Here is an 18,647-nt window from a genome sequence, read left to right as displayed (position 1 = left end):
AGGAGTGAAACAGCGTCCACACGTCGTCGGGCCCGAAGCCGAACCAGGCCTCGGTGGCATCCAGCAGCCGCGCCACGTTGCGGTGGCTCAGTTGGGCGCCCTTGGGGCGGCCTGTGGAGCCGGAGGTATAGATCACATAGGCCAGCCCGTCCGGGCTCACCTGCACATGCGGGTCGGTGTCCGCCTCGCCCGACAGGTCCAGCGTGTCGATCTCCAGCACCTGCAGCCCGGCCGTGCCGGGAATGCGTTCACGCACCGACGAATGAGCAAGCACCAATCCGATGCCGCTGTCCTGGACCATGTGCGCCAGGCGATCGGCAGGGTAATCCGGGTCCAGCGGCACATAGGCACCACCGGCCTTGAGGATGGCCAGCAGCCCCACCACCATCTCCACCGAGCGCTGCATGGCAATGCCCACCCGGGTCTCCGGCACCACCCCCAGCGCCATCAGGCGGTGCGCCACTCCGTTGGCTCTCGCATTGAGCTCGCCGTAGGTCAGGGTCTGATCCTCGCAACGCAACGCAATGGCGCCAGGCTGGTTGATTGCCTGCCGCTCCACAAGACGGTGCAAGGGAGAGTGACCTTGCGTTTGCTTGTGCGTGGTCCGGGCCAACGCGTGCAACTGGGCCGTTTCCTCTGCGGGCAGCAAATCGGCGGACCCCACGCAGCAGTCCGGCCGGTCTGCGAACACCGACAGCATATGAACCCACTGGTCCGCAAGCCGGGCGATGCGCGAGGGCTCGAACAACTCGCGCGCATAGCTGAACCTTGCATGCACGCTGCCGTCGGGCCGCTCCGTGGTCTCCAGCATCCACTCGAACTGCGCAGCCTTGTCGGCAGCGTCGCAGAGCTCGGCGTCCAGGCCCGGCAGTTGCTGCAGCGCCCGGTAGTCCTCGCGCAGGTGGTTGAACATGACCTGGAACAGCGGGCTGCTACCCAGGCTGCGCTCGGGCTGCAGGGCTTCCACCAGCCGCTCGAAAGGCAGGTCCTGATGGTCTTGCGCCTCCAGCGCCGCCTGGCGGACCTGGTCCAGCAGTTGCCCGAATGGCATGGACTCGTGCAGCCTGGCGCGCAGCACCTGGGTATTGACGAAGAAGCCGACAAGTCCTTCGGTCTCCACGCGATGCCGGTTGGCGACGGGCACCCCCACGCGGATGTCCTCTCCGCCGGTATGCCGGTGCAGCAATGCCTGGAATCCCGCCAGTAGCACCATGAACAGGCTGGCGCCATGCCGGTCGGCCAGCGAGCGCAGCCGTTTCACCAGGTCGGCCGACAGGGCCAGACCATGGCGCGCTGCCTGGTATCGCCCGTCGCTGCTCCGTTGCTGGTCTGCCGGCAGCTCAAGAACCGGGTGCTCGTCGCCCAACTGCTGCCGCCAGTACAGCAGTTGCCTGTCTGCCTCACCCGCGTCGAGCCAGCTTTTCTGCCACAGCGCATGGTCGGCATACTGCACCGCCAGCGGCGCCAGAGCCACGGCCTCGCCCAGAACCACGGCTCGGTAATGCTGCGCGAACTCGTTCACCACGATCTGCAACGACCAGCCATCGGCAACGATGTGGTGCATGACCACCACGAACAGATGCTCCTGGGGCGAAAGCCGAAGCACCACGGCCCGCAACAGCGGTCCCCGGGCCAGGTCGAACGGCTGGCTGCAGATGCGCTGCATTTCCGCTTGCTGCGTGTCTGCCTGGCCAGGCTCGCCCAAGTCCAAACAGCTGAAATCGACTTCGGCATGTTCGCGGATGAGCTGCTGGAGCTGGCCCTGCTCTCCCATCCTGAACACCGTGCGCAGCGATTCATGGCGCTGCACCACACAGGAGAGCGCTGCTCTTGCCGCCTCGACATCGAATTCACCACGCAGCCGCATCACACCCGCCAGGTGGTAGGCCGTGCTGCGGGGATCAAGCTCCCACAGAAACCACTGCCGCGCCTGGGCCGCCGAGGCTGCGCATTCGCCAGAGGCCTTCGCGTCGCGTGGCAGGACGGGAAATTGGCCGATAGACAGCCCCTGCGCCTTGAGTTGCTGGTAGACGAGGCGGCGCTTTTCATCCGAGAGCCCTGCGAATTTTTCCGCGACATACCGCACATGATCGAGGCCCATCAAACGTTCTCCAGACTGTCGACAAACGAGGCCATCTCGCGCAACTTTGCGCGCTGATCGCCTGAGGTGGCAATGCGAGCGGCCATGGCGGACAGCTCAGGGGCTTCGAACACGTCCTTGACGGCAAGGCCGGTCTGCATGGCGCTTTGAACGCGCGCCACCATCTGCGCCGCAAGCAGAGAATGGCCGCCCAGTTCGAAGAAGTTGTCGCCGCGACCCACGCGCTCCACCGACAGCACCTCGCGCCAGATCCGCGCCAGCCCTTGCTCTGTATCGCCAGACGGCTCTTCATGGGCACGCGACGATCCCCCAGCGGGATCGGGCAGCCTGACCCTGTCCACCTTGCCATTGGCATTCAGGGGTAACGCCTGCAGTTCGACAAAGGCCGAAGGCAGCATGTAGTCGGGCAGGGAAAGCCGCAGGCTTTCACGCAGCGCGCCAGTGTCTACCGCAGCGCCAGGCTGCCCAACGACATAGGCCACGAGCCGGCTGGTGCCTGCCAGTTCCTGGGCCACAACGACGGCCTCTCGCACCGGCTCCAGCGCCAGCAGGGCCACCTCCACCTCGCCGACCTCCACGCGAAAGCCTCGGATCTTCACCTGGTGATCGACCCGCCCCAGGTATTCGAGTTGCCCGTACTCATCCCATCGCGCCAGGTCCCCCGTCCGGTACAGACGGCCAGCATGGCGGCCCAGGGGGTCCGCCACAAAGCGTTGCGCCGTGAGCGCAGGTCGGCCCACATAGCCTCTGGCGAGTGCACCGCCCAGGTACAACTCGCCGACCACGCCCGGCGGCACCGGCTGCAGCGCGGTATCCAGCACGCGCAGGATGGCCGTCGAGGCGGGCGATCCGATGGGAGGCAGCGTCCGGCCATCGCCGGCATCCACATCGAAGCTGCTGACCACGTGGGTTTCCGTGGGGCCGTATTGGTTGACCAGCCGGCACCCGGGCATCCGCTGAAGCCAGGCCCTCAGTTCCTCGGTCAGTTTCAGTTGCTCGCCGGCCGTGATGATCTGCCGAAGCGCCGGCAGGTTTCTGCCCAGGCGCAGCGCCGCTTCGGCCAACAGTTGGAGCACGGCATAGGGCAGATACACGCGCTCCACCGCCCGCTCGTCCATCAAGGCCAACAGCAAGGAAAAATCCCTTCTCTGGGCGGCGTCCGTTTGGACCAGGGTAGCGCCCGAGCACAGGGCCACGACGACCTCCTGGTAGCCCACATCGAAGCAGGGCGAGGCGAACATCAGCGTGCGCGCGGCCCCCGGCATGCGGTCGATCTGCCATGCGGCCAATTGCGAGAGCACGCCTTGCCGCATCGCAATGCCCTTGGGCCGCCCGGTGGAGCCGGATGTGAACAGGATGTACAGCAGGCCGTCCGCATTCAGCGCAACGGTCGGATTGCCTCCCGGCAGATGCTCCCATGCCACGCGGCGAAGGTCGATGGCGACCAGCCCGCCGAAGACACCCGACAGAGCAGCCCCCACATCCGCGTGATGGATGAAGGCATCGGCCCGGCTGTCTTCGAGCATGACGGCGATTCTGTCGGCAGGGTACTCCAGGTCCAGCGGCACATAGGCGGCGCCCGCCTTGAGGATGGCCAGCAAAGCCACCACCGAATCGACGCCGCGCTCCAGCGCTACGGCCACGCGACGCTCAGGGCCGATGCCCCTTTCCAGCAACAGATGGGCCAATCGGTTGGCACGAAGGTTCAGCTCGCCGTAGCTGAGGTTTTGCCCCGCGCATTCGATGGCGACCGCCTGCGGCTGCAGCTCTACCTGGTTCTCGATCATCTTCACGAGAGAGGCAGGGCCGGCGCCGTGCTCACCTGCCCGGCTCCACGCATCGAGCTTGCGGATTTCGGTGGCGCCGAGGATGCCGATCTCGGACAGCCGCGCTCCAGGCGTTTCCACCAACGCCGCCAAGATCTGGTCAAAGCTGCCCGCCAGGCGTTCGACCATCGGCGCATCGAACAGCTCCTGCGCATAGCTGAACTGCGCGCTGAGGCGGCCATCCTCCCACTCGACCGTGTCCAGCATGAACTCGAAGATGGTCGATCTTTCGATGTCCAGATAGCCCTCGAACCGCAGCCCGGGAAGCTGCTCCAGCACCTGGTGGCCTTTTCTCTGGTGGTTGAACATCACCTGGAACAGGGGACTGACGCTCAGGCTGCGCTGCGGATGCAGCGCCTCCACCAGCTGTTCGAAGGGAAGGTCCTGGTGTTCCTGGGCCTGCGCCACGGCATCCCGGGCCTGCGCCAGCAATTCGGACAGCGTCAACTGGCCATGCAGCTGTCCCCGCATCACCTGCGTATTGACGAAAAAGCCCACGATGCCCTGGCTCTCCGCCCTGTGCCGATTGGCGGTGGGCACGCCCACACGGATGTCCTGCAAGCCCGTGTAGCGGTGAAGCAGCGCCTGAAACCCTGCGAGCAGCACCATGAACAGGCTCATGCCCTGGGCCTGTGCTCTGCGCTGCAGGCCTCGCACCCGGTCTGCGGACAGCGTGATGGCGTGCTGAGCTGCCCGGTAGCGGCCATCGGCCCGGCGTGGCCTGCTGGCGGGCAATTGCATGACAGGGTGCTCGTTGCCCAGCCTATCCCTCCAGTACGCCAACTGCCGCGGCCCTTCGCCGGCTTCCAGCCATCCCTTGTGCCATGCCGCGTAGTCCGCATACTGCAGGCGTAGCGCCGGCAGGGTCAGACGCTGCCCCGCAAGGCGCGCTCGGTAACGCTGCGCGAACTCTTCGACAATGATCTGCATGGACCAGCCGTCCGAGACGATGTGGTGCATGACCACCACCAGCACATGCATGTGCTGTGCCGCGCGGATCAGCGCCAGCCGCAATAGCGGCCCACGGGACAGATTGAAAGGCGTGGCGATGGTGTCGAGCGCCTGCCGCTGCACGGCAGCATCACGCTGGTCCTCGGGCAGGGCCGAGAAATCAATCAATGGCATCGCGGCCCCAGGCAACTCGGCAGGCGCCTGGACCTGCTGCCACACCTGACCCTGCTCGTCTGCGCTGAACACCGTGCGCAGTGATTCGTGGCGTGCCACCAGTTCATCGAAGCTCATGCGCAGGGCGTCCAGGTCCAGCTCACCGGCCAGCTTCAGAGCGCCTGCGATATGGTAGGCACTGCTGTGAGGGTCAAGTTGCCAGAGGAACCACTGGCGCAATTGGGCGTGCGACGGCACGAGCGGCTTGTTGCGCAGTTCCGGGGCCAGCACAGGGATCGCTTGGTCCTGGTCCTGCACCGGACAGGCCAGCGTGGACTGTCCTGCCACTGTAGGTGCCTGCAGCATCTCGGCCAATTGCTGCAGGCTGACCTGCTCGAACAATTGCTTGGGCACCAGCTTGAGCCCGTGCTTTCGCGCCTTGGCCACCACCTTGAGGGCCAGGATGGAGTCTCCGCCGATCTCGAAGAAGTTGTCCCCGCGGCTGACGTGCTCGCGCCCCAGCACCTCCGACCAGACCGCTGCCAGCGTTTGCTCGGTCGGCCCCACCGGCGCCTCATGGCCGCCGCACTCGGCCGTCTCTGGCTCCGGCAGGGCATGGCGATCGACCTTGCCATTCATGGTCAACGGGAGGCGCGGCAACACCACGATGGCCGCTGGCAGCATGTAGGGCGGCAGGGTGCGCGACAGGGTCTCGCGCAACGCGGCCACATCGATCACCTGCCCTTCCTGCGCAACGACATAGGCCAGCAAGCGTTGCGGACCGTTTTCAGCCTCGCGCACAATGGCTTCGGCACTCGCGACACCGGGCAGCTTTCGCAACGCCTGGGCCACTTCACTGAGCTCGACGCGGTAGCCGTGCAGCTTGATCTGGTCGTCGTTCCGGCCCAGGAACTCGATGCTGCCATCCTTGAGTTGCCGCACGCGGTCCCCGGTGCGATACAGGCGCTGGCCCGCGCACCAGGGGTCCGCCACGAAGCGCTCACAGGTCTGGCCAGGCCTGCCTTCGTAGCCACGTGCCAAACCTGCCCCACCCAGGTACAGCTCGCCGGCAAGGCCCTGCGGCACGGGGCTCAGCCATTCGTCCAGCACATGGGCGCAGCTGTTGCGCAGCGGCAGGCCCAGCGGCACCGTGCCTGCCTCACGGGCGGCCGCAGCGGCCTCCTGGGTCAGCACCCCGACCGTGGTTTCCGTCGGGCCATAGTGGTTGAGCACTTTGGTGAAGGGGCTCAGGGCGGCGATCTGTGTGCACAAAGGCCAGCCCGTGGCCTCACCGCCCAGCACCAGGCGATGGCGTGGCAGGACCTGCTCAGGCCGGGCAGCGCTCAGCAGGGCCTGCAAATGGCTGGGCACGATCTTCAGCACATCGACCTGGTGCGTGTGCATGTAGTCCGCAAAGGCGTCTGGATCAAAAGCGCGCTCAGGGGACATGAGGTGCAGCAGACGCCCAGAACACAGCGTGCCGAAAAGCACCGTATGCCCCAGGTCTGCAGCCACCGTCGACACCATGGCCATGCTGGACGCATCGACCGGCAGGTCCAGCCGGGCCAGCACACCCTGCACATAGTTGGCCAGCGCGCCATGGGTGATCACAACCCCCTTGGGCTGGCCCGTGGAGCCCGAGGTGTAGATGAGGTAAGCGGCCTGGTCCCGGTGAAGGGTGGCGGTCTCCAGCGCATCGGCATCGAGGTCTGCAGGTTCAGAAAGCGCCAGCGGCCATACCGGGATCCCCGGTTGCCATGCAGGAGGCTGCAGGGCCAGCACCAGGCGGGCGCCGCTGTCGTGCAGCTGATAGGCCAGCCGGTCGGCCGGCAGCTCGGGGTCCAGCGGCACATGGACGCAGCCGGCCTTGAATACGGCCAGCATACCCAGCACCATTTCCGGCGAGCGCGGTGCCAGCACCCCGACGCGGGTTTCCGGACCCAGACCTTGCGTGCGCAGCCGCGCCGCAAGCTGGTTTGCCGCCTTGTCCAAGTGCCCGAACGATGCAGTGCGCGATTCGGCACGCACCGCCAAGCCCTGGCCCTGGCTGGCCACGGCGGCATCCCAAAGGGAAAGCACCGTTATGGCCTGCGGACTTGCGGGCTGCGACACGGCAACCGTCTGCAGACCCTCGGCCGGGTCAGTCAGCGCAAGGGCCGCCAATGCCCTGTCGGGCGCCGTCACCACCTGCTGCGCACAACGGGTCAGGCCTTCCGCAAAGACCGCAATCCGCTGCGCATCAAACAGGCCCGTGTCGTAGATGAAAACGCTTTCGATGCCTTCGGCCCGATCTGTGAAATCCAGGCTCAGATCGAAGTGCGCATGGCCTGCGGTCATGGCCTGAATGCGCACGTGCAACCCGGCGACGCTGCGCTCGCGCTCCATCGCGTCCTGTTGCGTGCACTTGACCTGAAACAACGGATGCACGCCCGGCTGGCGCTCCGGCGCAAGCGCCTCGACCAACATGTCAAACGGCAGGTCGGCATGTTGCTGCGCGTCGAGCACAGCATGCCGCACCTGCTCCAGCAGCTCGCCAAAGCCCATCTGTGGCGCGACATCGACCTGCACCACTTGGAGGTTGAGCAGATAACCGATCAGCCCATGGGTCTCGGCCTTGCCCCGGTTGGCGATGGGCGTCCCCACGCGGATGCGGCGCTGGCCGCTCAGGCGGTACAGCAACAGGTCGAGCAAGGCCGTCATCACCATGAACAGCGAGGCACCACGCGCTCGCGCCATGGCACGCACCGCATCGGACAATTCAATGGGCCAGACGAAACGGTGGCGACCCTCGGCCGCATCCGTTACCGCGCCGCGTACATGGCTCAGGGGCAGTTCCAGCGGCTCATGCGCGCTGCCCAGGCGATCGCGCCAGTAGCGCAGTTGTCGTTCGCGCTCGCCGCCGTCCAGGCGCTGGCGTTCCCAGGCCGCGTAGTCGGTGAACTGTATGGGCAGCGGCGCCAGCGCATGCGGCCGGGCGCCGAGCCTGGCGGCGTAGCACTGGAAAAGCTCGTCCACGAGAATGCGCAACGACCACCCATCCGCCGCAATATGGTGCAGGGACAGCGCCAGCACATGGTGCTGTTCGCCCAGGCGGTACAGGCAGGCGCGCAGCGGCACCTCCCGGTCAAGGGCAAAGGGCGTCTGCGCGAAGTCGGCCAGCGCGTCTGCCAACGCGTCTTCGATCCTGGCCTGCTCGCGCAGATCGACCACTGGAAGTTGCAGCGGCACACCCGCCTGCGGCTGCACGGCCTGCAGCGCCTGACCGTCGCCACCGATCGTGATCAGCGTGCGCAGGATGTCGTGCCGCGCCACCAGGTCACCCAGCGCTGCGCTCAGCGCCGACGCGTCGAGGGGGCCGTCCATTTCCAGACTGCCTGCCAGGTTGTAGGCCGGGCTCTCGGGCGCAAGCTGCCAGGTCAACCAAAGGCTGCGTTGCGCATGGGAAAGCAGCGCGGGGGTGGCCGGGTCCCGGCGCGGAATGTCCTGACCACCACGTGGCGCTGCGCGACCACCGCCGCGCAGGCGGGCATCGAGTTGGGCGCGCTGCTCGGGGCTGAGCCGGGCGCGCAGGGACTGTATATCTTGCGGTGCTGTCATGGCAATCTTACGAATAGAGCGGCGAGGCGGTTGTCGGACTGGGCTCGGCTTCGGCGTCCAGAAACTGGATTTCCTCGATCAACCGGGTTTCAACGAATTCGGCCAGCCGCCGCACCGTAGGCGTGCGCAGCAAGGCCGCAGGATGGATTTCGACGCCATAGGCCTGGCGCACGCGCGCCAGCAGTTGGATCGCCATGAGGGAGTCGCCGCCGAGCTCGAACAGGTTGTCCTCGGCGCCCACAGGAGCCACGCCAAGGAACCCGCTCCAGAGCGCGGCCAGCCCGGTCTCCAGCTCGCCCTCGGGTGCTACGAAGCCGGCCAAACCACCGGGCCGCGCCTGGACGCATGGCGACTCGGCCGCCACTGCCGAGGCCACAGGCAGTGCCTGAGCCAGCAACGCGGCGAGGTCGGCATGGCGGCGCGCTTCGAGGTCTGTGGTGGATACGCAGACATGGGACCGCACCGGGCTGGCCAGGATGTGCTCGAACAGGCGCACGCCCTGCTGCGGCCCGATGCCTACGCCCTCGGGCATGGACGTCTCCGCAGCCATGCCCACACCGCGCCACCCGTCCCAGCCCACAGAAATCAGCGGCCAGCGGGCCCCGCGGCCATGCGCGACGGCCAGGGCATCCAAACAGGCATTCGCAGCCGCGTAGTCGATGCGGCCAAGGCCACCCGCCACGGCGGCCAGCGAAGAGCACAGCAGCATGAAGTCCAGCGGCTGCCCGTCAAGGGCCGCCAGCAAGGCCCGCGTTCCCTGGAGCTTGGGTGCGAGCACCTGCATCACGGCGGGTGCCAGCTTGTCTGCAAGCATGCCTTCGCCAGCCAGACCGGCCGCGTGAATGACGCCATGGATTTCGCCGAACGCGCACCGCACCTGAGCGAACGCGGCGCGCAATTGGGATTCTTCGCCCACATCGGCTTCCACCAGGCAAAGCTCCGCGCTCAGGCCTTCGATGTCCAGCAATTGCTGCAGCCGGGCGCGCAGCGCGGGTGCCGTCTGCGCATCCTGCACCAGCGCCTGCCACTGGCTACGCGCAGGCAGCGGCGAGCGGCCCAGCAACACCAGCCTGGCCTGCCAGTGCTCCGCCAGGTGCCGGGCCAACGCAAGCCCCATGCCGCCCAGGCCACCAGTGATCACATAGCAGCCGCCACGGCGCAGGCGTGGCGCGGGCGTGGAGGAGGTCTGCATCGCGATTCGCTCGTAGCGCTTGGCCCAGCGGTGTGGGCCGCGCAAGGCCACGCAGGCCTGTGCGGGCTCGTTGAACTCCGCGAGAATGCGATGCGCCAGCGCAGTGGCTTCATCAGCCGCACACTCCTGCGCAGGCAACACATCCACGATGCGGCAGGCCATGCCCGGCAGTTCCTGCGGAATCACGAGGCAGGGGCCATGAAGCATGGCCTTGGCAGGCTGCAAGGCCTCGGTGCCTGTCACGTCCTCCAGCCCGTCCGTGACCAGCAGCATCTGCAGCCCATTGGCTGCATGCACCGCAGGAAGGGAGTCCAACGCCTGGGCCAGGGCCAGCGGGGCCAGCAGGCAGCGCTCGGCAGCCTGTGCGTCATCGAACGGGCCCAGGCTCCAAAGGTGGCAGATGCGTGCCACGGGGCCGACCTCGGCCGCAATCTGCTCCAGCGCGCTCATCCAGTCGCCACGCTCGGCCATGCGCAGCGCATGGTGCCCAGCGCCCAGACGCTCGTGGCGCAGGCCGGGCTCGATGCGCACCAGCGGGGCGGACTGGGTGACGGACCAGACTTGCGCCAAGGACTCAGCCAGCGCCGATCCGGACTCGGCCAGCAGCAGCAAGCAGCCACCAGCCTGTGCGACCGCGGCTTGGAAGTTAGGCAAGGCGCGTTGCCAGACCGGGGCATACAGCCAGTCGAGGGGATCGCGTCGGGTCTCCGCCATGGAAGACATCGGGGACGCCGTTGTCTCGTGGCCTCGTCCTGCGGCGGCAACCCAGTGCGATTCACGCTCGAACGGATAGCCAGGCAAAGGCACGCGACGCGCACCCTGCGCGCTGCGCAGGAGTGGCGCCTGGGCCGCTTCCAGGCCCGCTGTCCAGAGCTGGGCCAGGCAGCGCGCTGGCTGGTCGGACTGGAGCTCCTCGCGATTGACTCCGGCCTGCGAGGCCAGCACGGGACGCGCGCCGGCCTGGGGATGGCGCCGGGCCAGGCTGGTGAGACTTTGGCCGGGGCCGACTTCCAGCAGGATGCGGTCGCTTTTTTCCAGCAGCGTGTCCAGCCCCTGGGCGAAGCGCACCGTGCCACGCAGGTGTCGCAACCAATAGCGCGGGTCCTGGGCCTCTTCATCACCGATCCAGCGGCCGCTGAGATTGGAGACGAAGGGAATGGCGGGCCGGCTGAACGCAACCCGGGCCAGCTTCTGAGCGAAGGCGTCAAGCGCGGGATCGAGCAGCGAAGAATGGAAGGCGTGTGACACCTGCAACCTGCGCAGCAGCACGCCTGTGCCTGCCAGTGCCTGCTCGGCTGCCGCAATGGCTTCGGGCCGACCCGAGAGCACGCACAGATCGTCCGCATTGACGGCGGCGAGATCGCAGCCTCGACCCAGCCAGTCCTGCAAGGCAGACTCGGGCAGGCCGACCGCCAGCATGGCGCCAGGCGGCGTGGACTGCAGGATGCGGCCGCGCGCAACGACCAGATCCAGCGCATCGCCGAGCGTGAAAACCCCCGCAATGCAGGCCGCCACGTATTCGCCAATGCTGTGACCCAGCATGGCCTCGGGCTGCAGGCCCCAGGACATCCACAACCGCGCCATGGCGTATTCGACGATGAACAGCGCGGGCTGCGTGGCTTCGGTCCGGGCCAGCGCCCGCGCTGCCTGCTCGTCGGACGCATGCGCCAGCAGCCAGGGCCGCAGGTCCATGCCGGTCTGTCCCCTCACCGTGTCACAGCAGCGGTCCACGATGTCGCGGAACACGGGCTCCTGCGCGTGCAGGCAGCGCGCCATGCCCGCATGCTGTGCACCCTGGCCCGGGAACAGAAAAGCCACGCCGGGCTGCGGCGAAAGCACGCTGCCCTTGAAATGCACCGGGGCCGGCGGACGGCCCAGTGCCTCGATGGCCTGAGGCACGTCCGGAGCCAGCACGGCCAGTCGATGCGCATGGCGCTTGCGGCCCACACGCAGCGTGTGCGCCACATCGGCCAGGGCCAACCCCGGGTGCTGCTCCAGATGCCGGGCCAGTTGGCTGACCGAAGCCTGCAACGCCTGGGGTGTTCGGGCCGATAGCAGCAGCAATTGAGGGGCCTGTTCGACTGCCCCAGGTGGAGAGGCTTGCAGCGTTGCGGGGGCCTCCTCCAGCACCACATGCGCATTGGTACCGCCCATGCCGAAGGAGCTCACGCCTGCACGCCGGGGCAACGGGCCGGCAGGCCAATCCTGCGCCTCGGTCTGGACGCGGAAAGGGCTGGTGGCGAAGTCCACGCGCGGATTGGGTGTAGCGAAGTTCAGACTGGGTGGCAGCGTGCGGTGGCGCAGCGCCATCACGGCCTTGATCAGGCCGGTCACGCCGGCCGCTGCGTCCAGATGACCGACATTGGTCTTGACCGACCCCAGGGCACAGTGGCCAGGCGCGCGCCCTGTCTCGCCAAAGGCTTGAGTCAGGGCTGCGACCTCGATGGGATCGCCCAGCGTCGTGCCCGTGCCATGGGCCTCGATGTAGCCCACGGAAGCCGCATCGACCCCGGCCATGGCCTGGGCCGCGCGTATGGCCTCGGCCTGGCCGTCCACGCTGGGCGCGTTGTAGCCGATCTTGCGTGCGCCGTCGTTGTTCACGGCACTGCCACGGATCACGGCATGGACGGTATCTCCGTCGCGCAGCGCGTCGTCCAGCCGCTTGAGCACGACCACGCCCGCACCGCTGCCCAGCATGGTGCCATCGGCGCGCGCGTCGAAGGCACGGCAGCGGCCGTCCGAGGAAAGGATGGCGCCCGCCTGGTGCAGGTAGCCCGCGCCTTGCAGCAAGTTGAGCCAGACACCGCCGGCCAGGGCCATGTCGCACTCGAAGCCCAGCAGCGACTGGCAGGCCATGTGCACGGCCACCAGCGAGGTGGAGCAGGCCGTCTGCACCGTCACTGCCGGGCCGCGCAGGTTGAGCTTGTAGGCCACGCGCGTGCACAGCGCATCGGCCGCATTGCCGTTGAGCAAGGCGATCAGTTCGGCAATGCCGCCGCTCCACTGTGCACGCCCCAGCAGATGTCGCATGAGGTAGAGATTGGCGCCCGCACCCGCGAACACGCCGGCCGCCACATCCAGCCGCTCGGCGTCGTAGCCCGCGTTCTCCAGGGCCTGCCAGGCGCTCTCGAGGAAGACGCGCTGCTGGGGATCGATCTGACCCGCCTCGCGCGGCGTGTAGCCAAAGAATCCGGCATCGAACCAGTCCATTCCCTCGAAAACCACGCCTGCCTTCACGCAGGCCGGATCGTCCAGCAAGGCCTGGTCCGCTCCATGGGCCCGCAACGCTTCATCGCTGAAAGCGGTCACGGATTCGCGGCCTTCGCGGATATTGCGCCAGAGCGCGTCCACACCGTCCGCACCCGGAAACCGCCCGCCCATGCCGATGATGGCGACTTCCACGCCACTGTAGCTCGCATCCTGAGCACGCATCAATTCACCTCCTCGGTCAGGCCGCGGCGGCCCAGCAATGCCGCGCGACGGCGCTGGGCGCGTTCGTCGGCCTGCAGGTCCTGCGCAGCGCCAGACACAGATCCGACACCGGCGCCACGTTGCGCTTCGATGCGACGCGCCAGCGTGGCCACGGTTGGGTACTGGAACATGTCGATCACCGAGAGACCGCTACCCAACGCATCCTCGATCAGCCGGTGCGCGCGGATCAGCAGCAGCGAATGCCCGCCCAGGTCGAAGAAGCTTTCGTTGGCGCCTACGCGTTCGATTTGCAACAGCTCGCGCCAGATGGCTGCAATGGTTTTGGCCACGCCACCTTCGGGCGCCTCGAACGGCCGCGTGCCGTCGCCATGTGCAAACGTGGGCACCGGCAGCGCCTTGCGGTCCACCTTGCCGTTGCTGTTGAGCGGCAACGTGTCCAGACGCACGAAGAGGGCCGGCACCATGTAGTCGGGCAGGCTGCGTACCAGCTGCGCCTTGAGCGTGCCCGGGTCCTGCAGCGCAGCGCCCTCGCCGGTCAGATAAGCCACAAGCCGACTGCCACCTTCGGTCGGCGCCGCAACCACCACCGCCTCGCGCAGACCTTCGACGGCCAGCAGGGCGGCCTCGATCTCGCCCAGCTCGACACGGAAGCCGCGGATCTTGACCTGGTGGTCCAGGCGGCCCAGGTACTCGATCTCGCCCTGCCCGTTCCAGCGCACCAGGTCCCCCGTGCGGTAGGCACGCTCGCCGGCCTCGGCCGAGGGGCTGGCCACGAAGCGCTCGGCCGTGAGCGCGGGCCGGCCCCAGTAGCCCTGTGCCAGCGCCAGACCGCCCAGCAGCAACTCGCCGGCCACGCCACGCGGCACGGCGTGGAAGCTGGCGTCGACAACGTGCACCTGCACATGGTCCAGCGGCCGTCCGATGGGCACTGCCTGAGGGCCGGGCTCGCGGCAATCGTGGTAGGTGACTTCGATGGCGGCTTCAGTGGGCCCGTAGAGGTTGAGCAGGCGGGCGCCGGGCAGCATGGCCAGCGCACGGTCACGCAGCTCGGCCGGCAGCGCCTCTCCGCTGCAGACGATGTGCCGCAGCCCCGAGCAGGCCTGGGCATGGCCGCTGGACAGAAAGGCCTGCAGCATGGAAGGCACGAAGTGAATGCAGCTGACGGCGTGGCATTCGACCAGGGCCGCAATGCGCGCAGGATCGCGGTGCTCCCCAGGCCCTGCCAGCGCCAGGCGGGCGCCCGTGGACAGCGGCCAGAAGAACTCCCAGAACGAGATGTCGAAGCTGAACGGCGTCTTCTGCAGTACGGTGTCTTGTGCATCCAGCGGGTGGTGTCGCTGGCCCCAGGCCAGGCGGTTGCACAGCGCACGGTGGCGGTTCCCCGCGCCCTTGGGCCGCCCCGTGGAGCCCGAGGTATAGATGACATAGACCAGGTTCTCGCCCTGCATGGCGACCGCAGGGTCATGGGCTGGCTGAGTGGACAGGTCGAGAGCATCCACGGCCAGGCACAGGGGCTGCAACTCACGCGGCAGCCGCACCATCAGGCCCGACTGGATCAACAGCACGCCGATGCCGCTGTCCTCGGCCATGTAGCGCAGGCGCTCGGCCGGGTGCTCGGGGTCCATGGGCACATAAGCGCCACCGGCCTTCATGATCGCCAGCAGGCCGACGACCATCTCCAGCGAGCGCTCCATTGCGATGCCGACCTGGACTTCGGGGCGCACGCCGAGCGCAATCAGGTGGTGTGCCAAACGGTTGGCGCGCGCATTGAGTTCGCCATAGCTCCAGGCGCCGTCCCCGAAGACCAGGGCCGTTGCATCTGGGTCGCGGCGCACCTGCTGCTCGAACTGAGCGTGTACCAGCTCGGGCACGGCATGGCCGCCCTGTCCCGTCTGCCAGGAAACGAGCTGGGCACGTTCTGCATCCGATAGCAAGTCCACCTCGCCCACGGCAACCTCCGGGCCAGAGGCCAAGGCCTCCAGCATGCGCACATAGTGCTGGCCCAGGCGCTCCATGGTGGCGGGAAGAAACAGCTCGGCCGCATAGTCCATGCAGATTCGCACGGCACCGCCCGCGCGCTCGCGGACTTCCAGAGAGAGCTCGAACTGCGCGGCGCCTCCAGGCACTGCGACCGCCTCAGTCACGCAGCCCGTCATGCGCTCGAAGCCGCGCAGATCCTCATGCACATGGTTGAACAGCAGCTGGAACAGCGGCGGGTGCGACAGACTGCGCTGAAGCTGCAGGTCTTCCACCAATTGATCGAAAGGCAGGTCCTGGTGGGCCTGGGCCTCCAGCGTGGCGCGCCGGGCTGCGGCGAGCACCTGGGCCAGCGGGGTACGGCCGTCGATCTCGGCTTGCAGCACCAAGGTGTTGACGAAAAAGCCGATCAAGCCCTGTGTGCCCGCATGCTGGCGGCCCGCCACGGGCACGCCCAACCGCAGCACCGGCTGGCCCGTGTAGCGGTGCAGCACAGCCTGGAACCCTGCAAGCAGCACCATGAACAGGCTGGCGCCAGACTCGGCGGCGCGCATGCGCAGCGCATCCACCAGCGGTGCACGCAGCGCAAAGCCATGCTGGGCGGCCGAGTAGCTGGCCACTGCGGCGCGCGGCCGGTCGCTGGGCAGGGCCAGCACAGGATGATCGCGGCCCAGTTGCCGGCGCCAGTAGGCCAGTTGCCGCTCTCGCACCCCGCCATCCAGCCAGGCCGCATGCCAGGCCGCGTAGTCGGCGTACTGCAATGCAGGGGCCGCAGGCTCGGCGGCGGCCGCAGGATCTCCCAGATGGAGATACTGCTGCGCGAGTTCGTCCAGCAGGTTCTGCATGGACACGCCGTCGGACACGATGTGGTGCATGACTAGCACGAGGCGGTGGTCATGCGGCCCAAGCCGCATCAGCAGCGCGCGCAACAGCGGGCCAAGGCCCAGGTCGAAGGGCCTGGCACGCAGGCGGAGCGCCTCGTCGTCAGCGCGCTGTGGATCGGCGCCCAGGTCCAGCAGGTTGAATTCCAGGCCGCCCGCGTCAAGCACATGCTGTTCGGCAGAGCCATCGGCCGCAGGCCGGAACACAGTGCGCAACGCGTCATGGCGCGCCACCAGGCGCTCCAGGGCCGCGTGCAGCCGTTGCGCATGCAGCAGGCCGCCCAACCGCAGTTCCACCGCCACGTGGTAAGCCGTGCCCGCAGGATCCAGATGCCAGAGAAACCACTGCCGCTGCTGGGCATGGGAGAGGGGCTGCGCCTCGCCGCGGTCGCGCGCCACGGGGCCTGGGCGTGGGTGTGGGTGTGGGCCTGACGTGGTGGTGCGATTGGCGTGGGCAGTCGCCTGATGCAACTCGCGCAATGCAGCCGCGCATTCTGAGAAGCGGGGCCGGTCAAAGAGCAGGCCGGGCGCGAAGTCCACACCCCAATGCGCCGATACGCATGCGGCCAGTTGCGCGGCCGAAAGGGAGTTGCCGCCCAGCAGGAAAAAATGGGGATCGCCCTCAGGCAACTCGGCGCAGCGCAGGGTCTCGCACCAGATCGCTGCCAGAGCAGTCTCGGTTTCGTCGCGCGGCGCGGTGGAGGCCGTTCCGGACGCGTCCGCATCGCCATTCGCATTCGTCGCGGAATCCACTGCCTCCACGAAGGCCCCGTGCTCCCAGACCGCATAGGCGTCCAGGCTGCGCTGCGCCCAACCCTTCTTGCAGGCCTGGCGCTGGAGCTTGCCGCTCGATGTTCTGGGCAGGGCGCCGGGTTCGAGCAGGACCACGACGGCCGGCGCCTCGCCAAAGGCCGTGGCCACGGCTACGGCCAGTGCATCGACCAGGGCCTGACGTGGCACCAGTTTTTGCAAGCCGCGTGAAATCTCGGCCGCCACACCTATGCCCTCACCCGCAGGTCCATCCACCGAAAAGGCCGCCACGCGTCCCTTGCGCACGGCTTCCACCTCGGCCTCGACCACGCGCTCTATGTCCTGCGGATAGAGGTTGTGGCCGCGCACGATGATCAGGTCCTTGATGCGACCTGCCACATGGACCTGGCCGCCGTGCACAAAGCCCAGGTCGCCCGTGCGCAGCCAGCGCTGGCCGGCATGTTCGACAAAGGCCTGTTGCGTCTCCTGCGGCTTGCCCCAGTAGCCCTGGCTGATGCTGGGGCCGCGCGCCCAGATTTCACCCACGCGGCCGGATTCCAGAACCTTCAGGCTGTCGGGGTCGACAATTTCCACGGCATGGCCGGGAACGGCAGGGCCGCAGCCCACGAGCAAGGTCTGGGAAGACTCGGGACCCTCAGCAGCGTTGCCGGCAGGCTCCGCCTTGCCCAGGCCCAGGGCGTCGGTATCGAAGGCCGTGACGGCAGCGCCCGCGCCCCGTGCGCCGCCCGTGATGAACAGGGTGGCTTCGGCCAAGCCGTAGCAGGCATAGGCCGCGTCGGGCCGCAGGCCGCAGGGGGAAAAGCGCTGCGCAAAGGCCGAGACCGTGTCTGCGCGCACGGGCTCGGCGCCCGTATAGGCCAGTCGCCAGCTCGACAGGTCCAGTTGCGCCAGCTGCGATGGCTTGATGCGCTCCAGGCACATCCGGTAGGCGAAGTCGGGGCCGCCGCTGATGGTGGCGCGGTGGCGCGAGATCAGCTCCAGCCAGCGCACCGGGCTTTCAAGAAAGAGGCGCGGCGAAGTCAGCACCAGCGGCAGCCCGCTGTACAGGGGCTGCAGCAGGCCGCCGATCAAGCCCATGTCGTGGTAGAGCGGCGCCCATGAGACAAAGCGATCACCCGCGCCTATTTCCATGCGCTGCTGTATGGCAGCCTCGTTGGCGATCAGGTTGCCGTGGCTGACCATCACGCCCTTGGGCGCCGAGGTCGAGCCCGAGGTGTATTGCAGGAAGGCGATGTCGGCGCCGGTGGGTGCATGGGGGACCCATGCGGGGGCATCAGCGGGGTCTATGCGATCGGCGGCCATGGCGGCGATGCCGGCAAAGCGCGCATCGGCCCCGGGCAGGGCTTCAATGACTTCGGCCGTGCTGATCACGCAGGCGGCGCCAGCGTCGCCGACGATGCCCAAAAGCCGTTCCAGATGCTGTGCGCGCAGTGATTCCAGCGGCGGTACCGGCACGGCAATGACGCCGGCGTAGAAGCAGGCGAGCATGCTGGCGGCATAGTGCTCGTCGTTGTCCATCATCACCAAGGCACGCGCGCCCGCAGGACAACGGTGCTGCAAATGGGCGGCCAGCGCTCGCACGCGGCGCTCGAAGTCGCCATAGCTGTGGTGGCGCTCGACCAGGTGGCCGTCCTGCATGGCGGCCACGGTGAGCCAGATGTCATCGGGCCGCTGTTGCGCCAGCCCCCTCAGATGCTCGACCAGGCTGGCCGGCGCCTGCCCCTCTGCTGCGATTGCACTTTGTCCACTCAGCATGTCAGCTGCCT

The 18,647-nt window shown here is 67.7% G+C and carries 4 protein-coding genes; all 4 read right to left on the bottom strand.

What is annotated here, in order from left to right:
- The coding region (locus AVAK2825_RS22825; protein WP_284402714.1) for a condensation domain-containing protein at positions 1 to 2,101 on the bottom strand (2,101 nt) is incomplete at its 3' end.
- Positions 2,101 to 8,628 carry a non-ribosomal peptide synthetase gene (locus tag AVAK2825_RS22820; RefSeq protein ID WP_284402713.1) on the bottom strand — a complete coding sequence of 2,176 codons (6,528 nt, stop codon included), beginning with the start codon at positions 8,626 to 8,628 and terminating at the stop codon, positions 2,101 to 2,103. The genes AVAK2825_RS22820 and AVAK2825_RS22825, both read right to left, overlap by 1 nt.
- Before the next feature lie 7 nt (positions 8,629 to 8,635).
- A complete protein-coding gene (locus AVAK2825_RS22815; RefSeq protein WP_284402712.1) occupies positions 8,636 to 13,252 on the bottom strand; it encodes a type I polyketide synthase in 4,617 nt (1,538 codons plus the stop codon).
- Positions 13,252 to 18,636: a non-ribosomal peptide synthetase gene (locus AVAK2825_RS22810; RefSeq protein ID WP_284402711.1), complete on the bottom strand. Its 5,385-nt coding sequence runs from the start codon at positions 18,634 to 18,636 to the stop codon at positions 13,252 to 13,254. The genes AVAK2825_RS22815 and AVAK2825_RS22810 overlap by 1 nt, the downstream gene beginning before the upstream one ends.
- Between the last annotated feature and the right edge of the window lie 11 nt (positions 18,637 to 18,647).

The sequence above is a fragment of the Acidovorax sp. SUPP2825 genome (assembly GCF_030158995.1).
GTDB lineage: Bacteria > Pseudomonadota > Gammaproteobacteria > Burkholderiales > Burkholderiaceae_C > Paracidovorax.
This window is presented reverse-complemented; position numbering and strand designations above follow the sequence as displayed.

Coding starts and splice junctions, on each gene's coding strand:
- AVAK2825_RS22820 (WP_284402713.1), bottom strand. CDS start 8,628: ATGACAGCACCGCAAGATATACAGTCCCTGCGCGCCCGGCTCAGCCCC.
- AVAK2825_RS22815 (WP_284402712.1), bottom strand. CDS start 13,252: ATGCGTGCTCAGGATGCGAGCTACAGTGGCGTGGAAGTCGCCATCATC.
- AVAK2825_RS22810 (WP_284402711.1), bottom strand. CDS start 18,636: ATGCTGAGTGGACAAAGTGCAATCGCAGCAGAGGGGCAGGCGCCGGCC.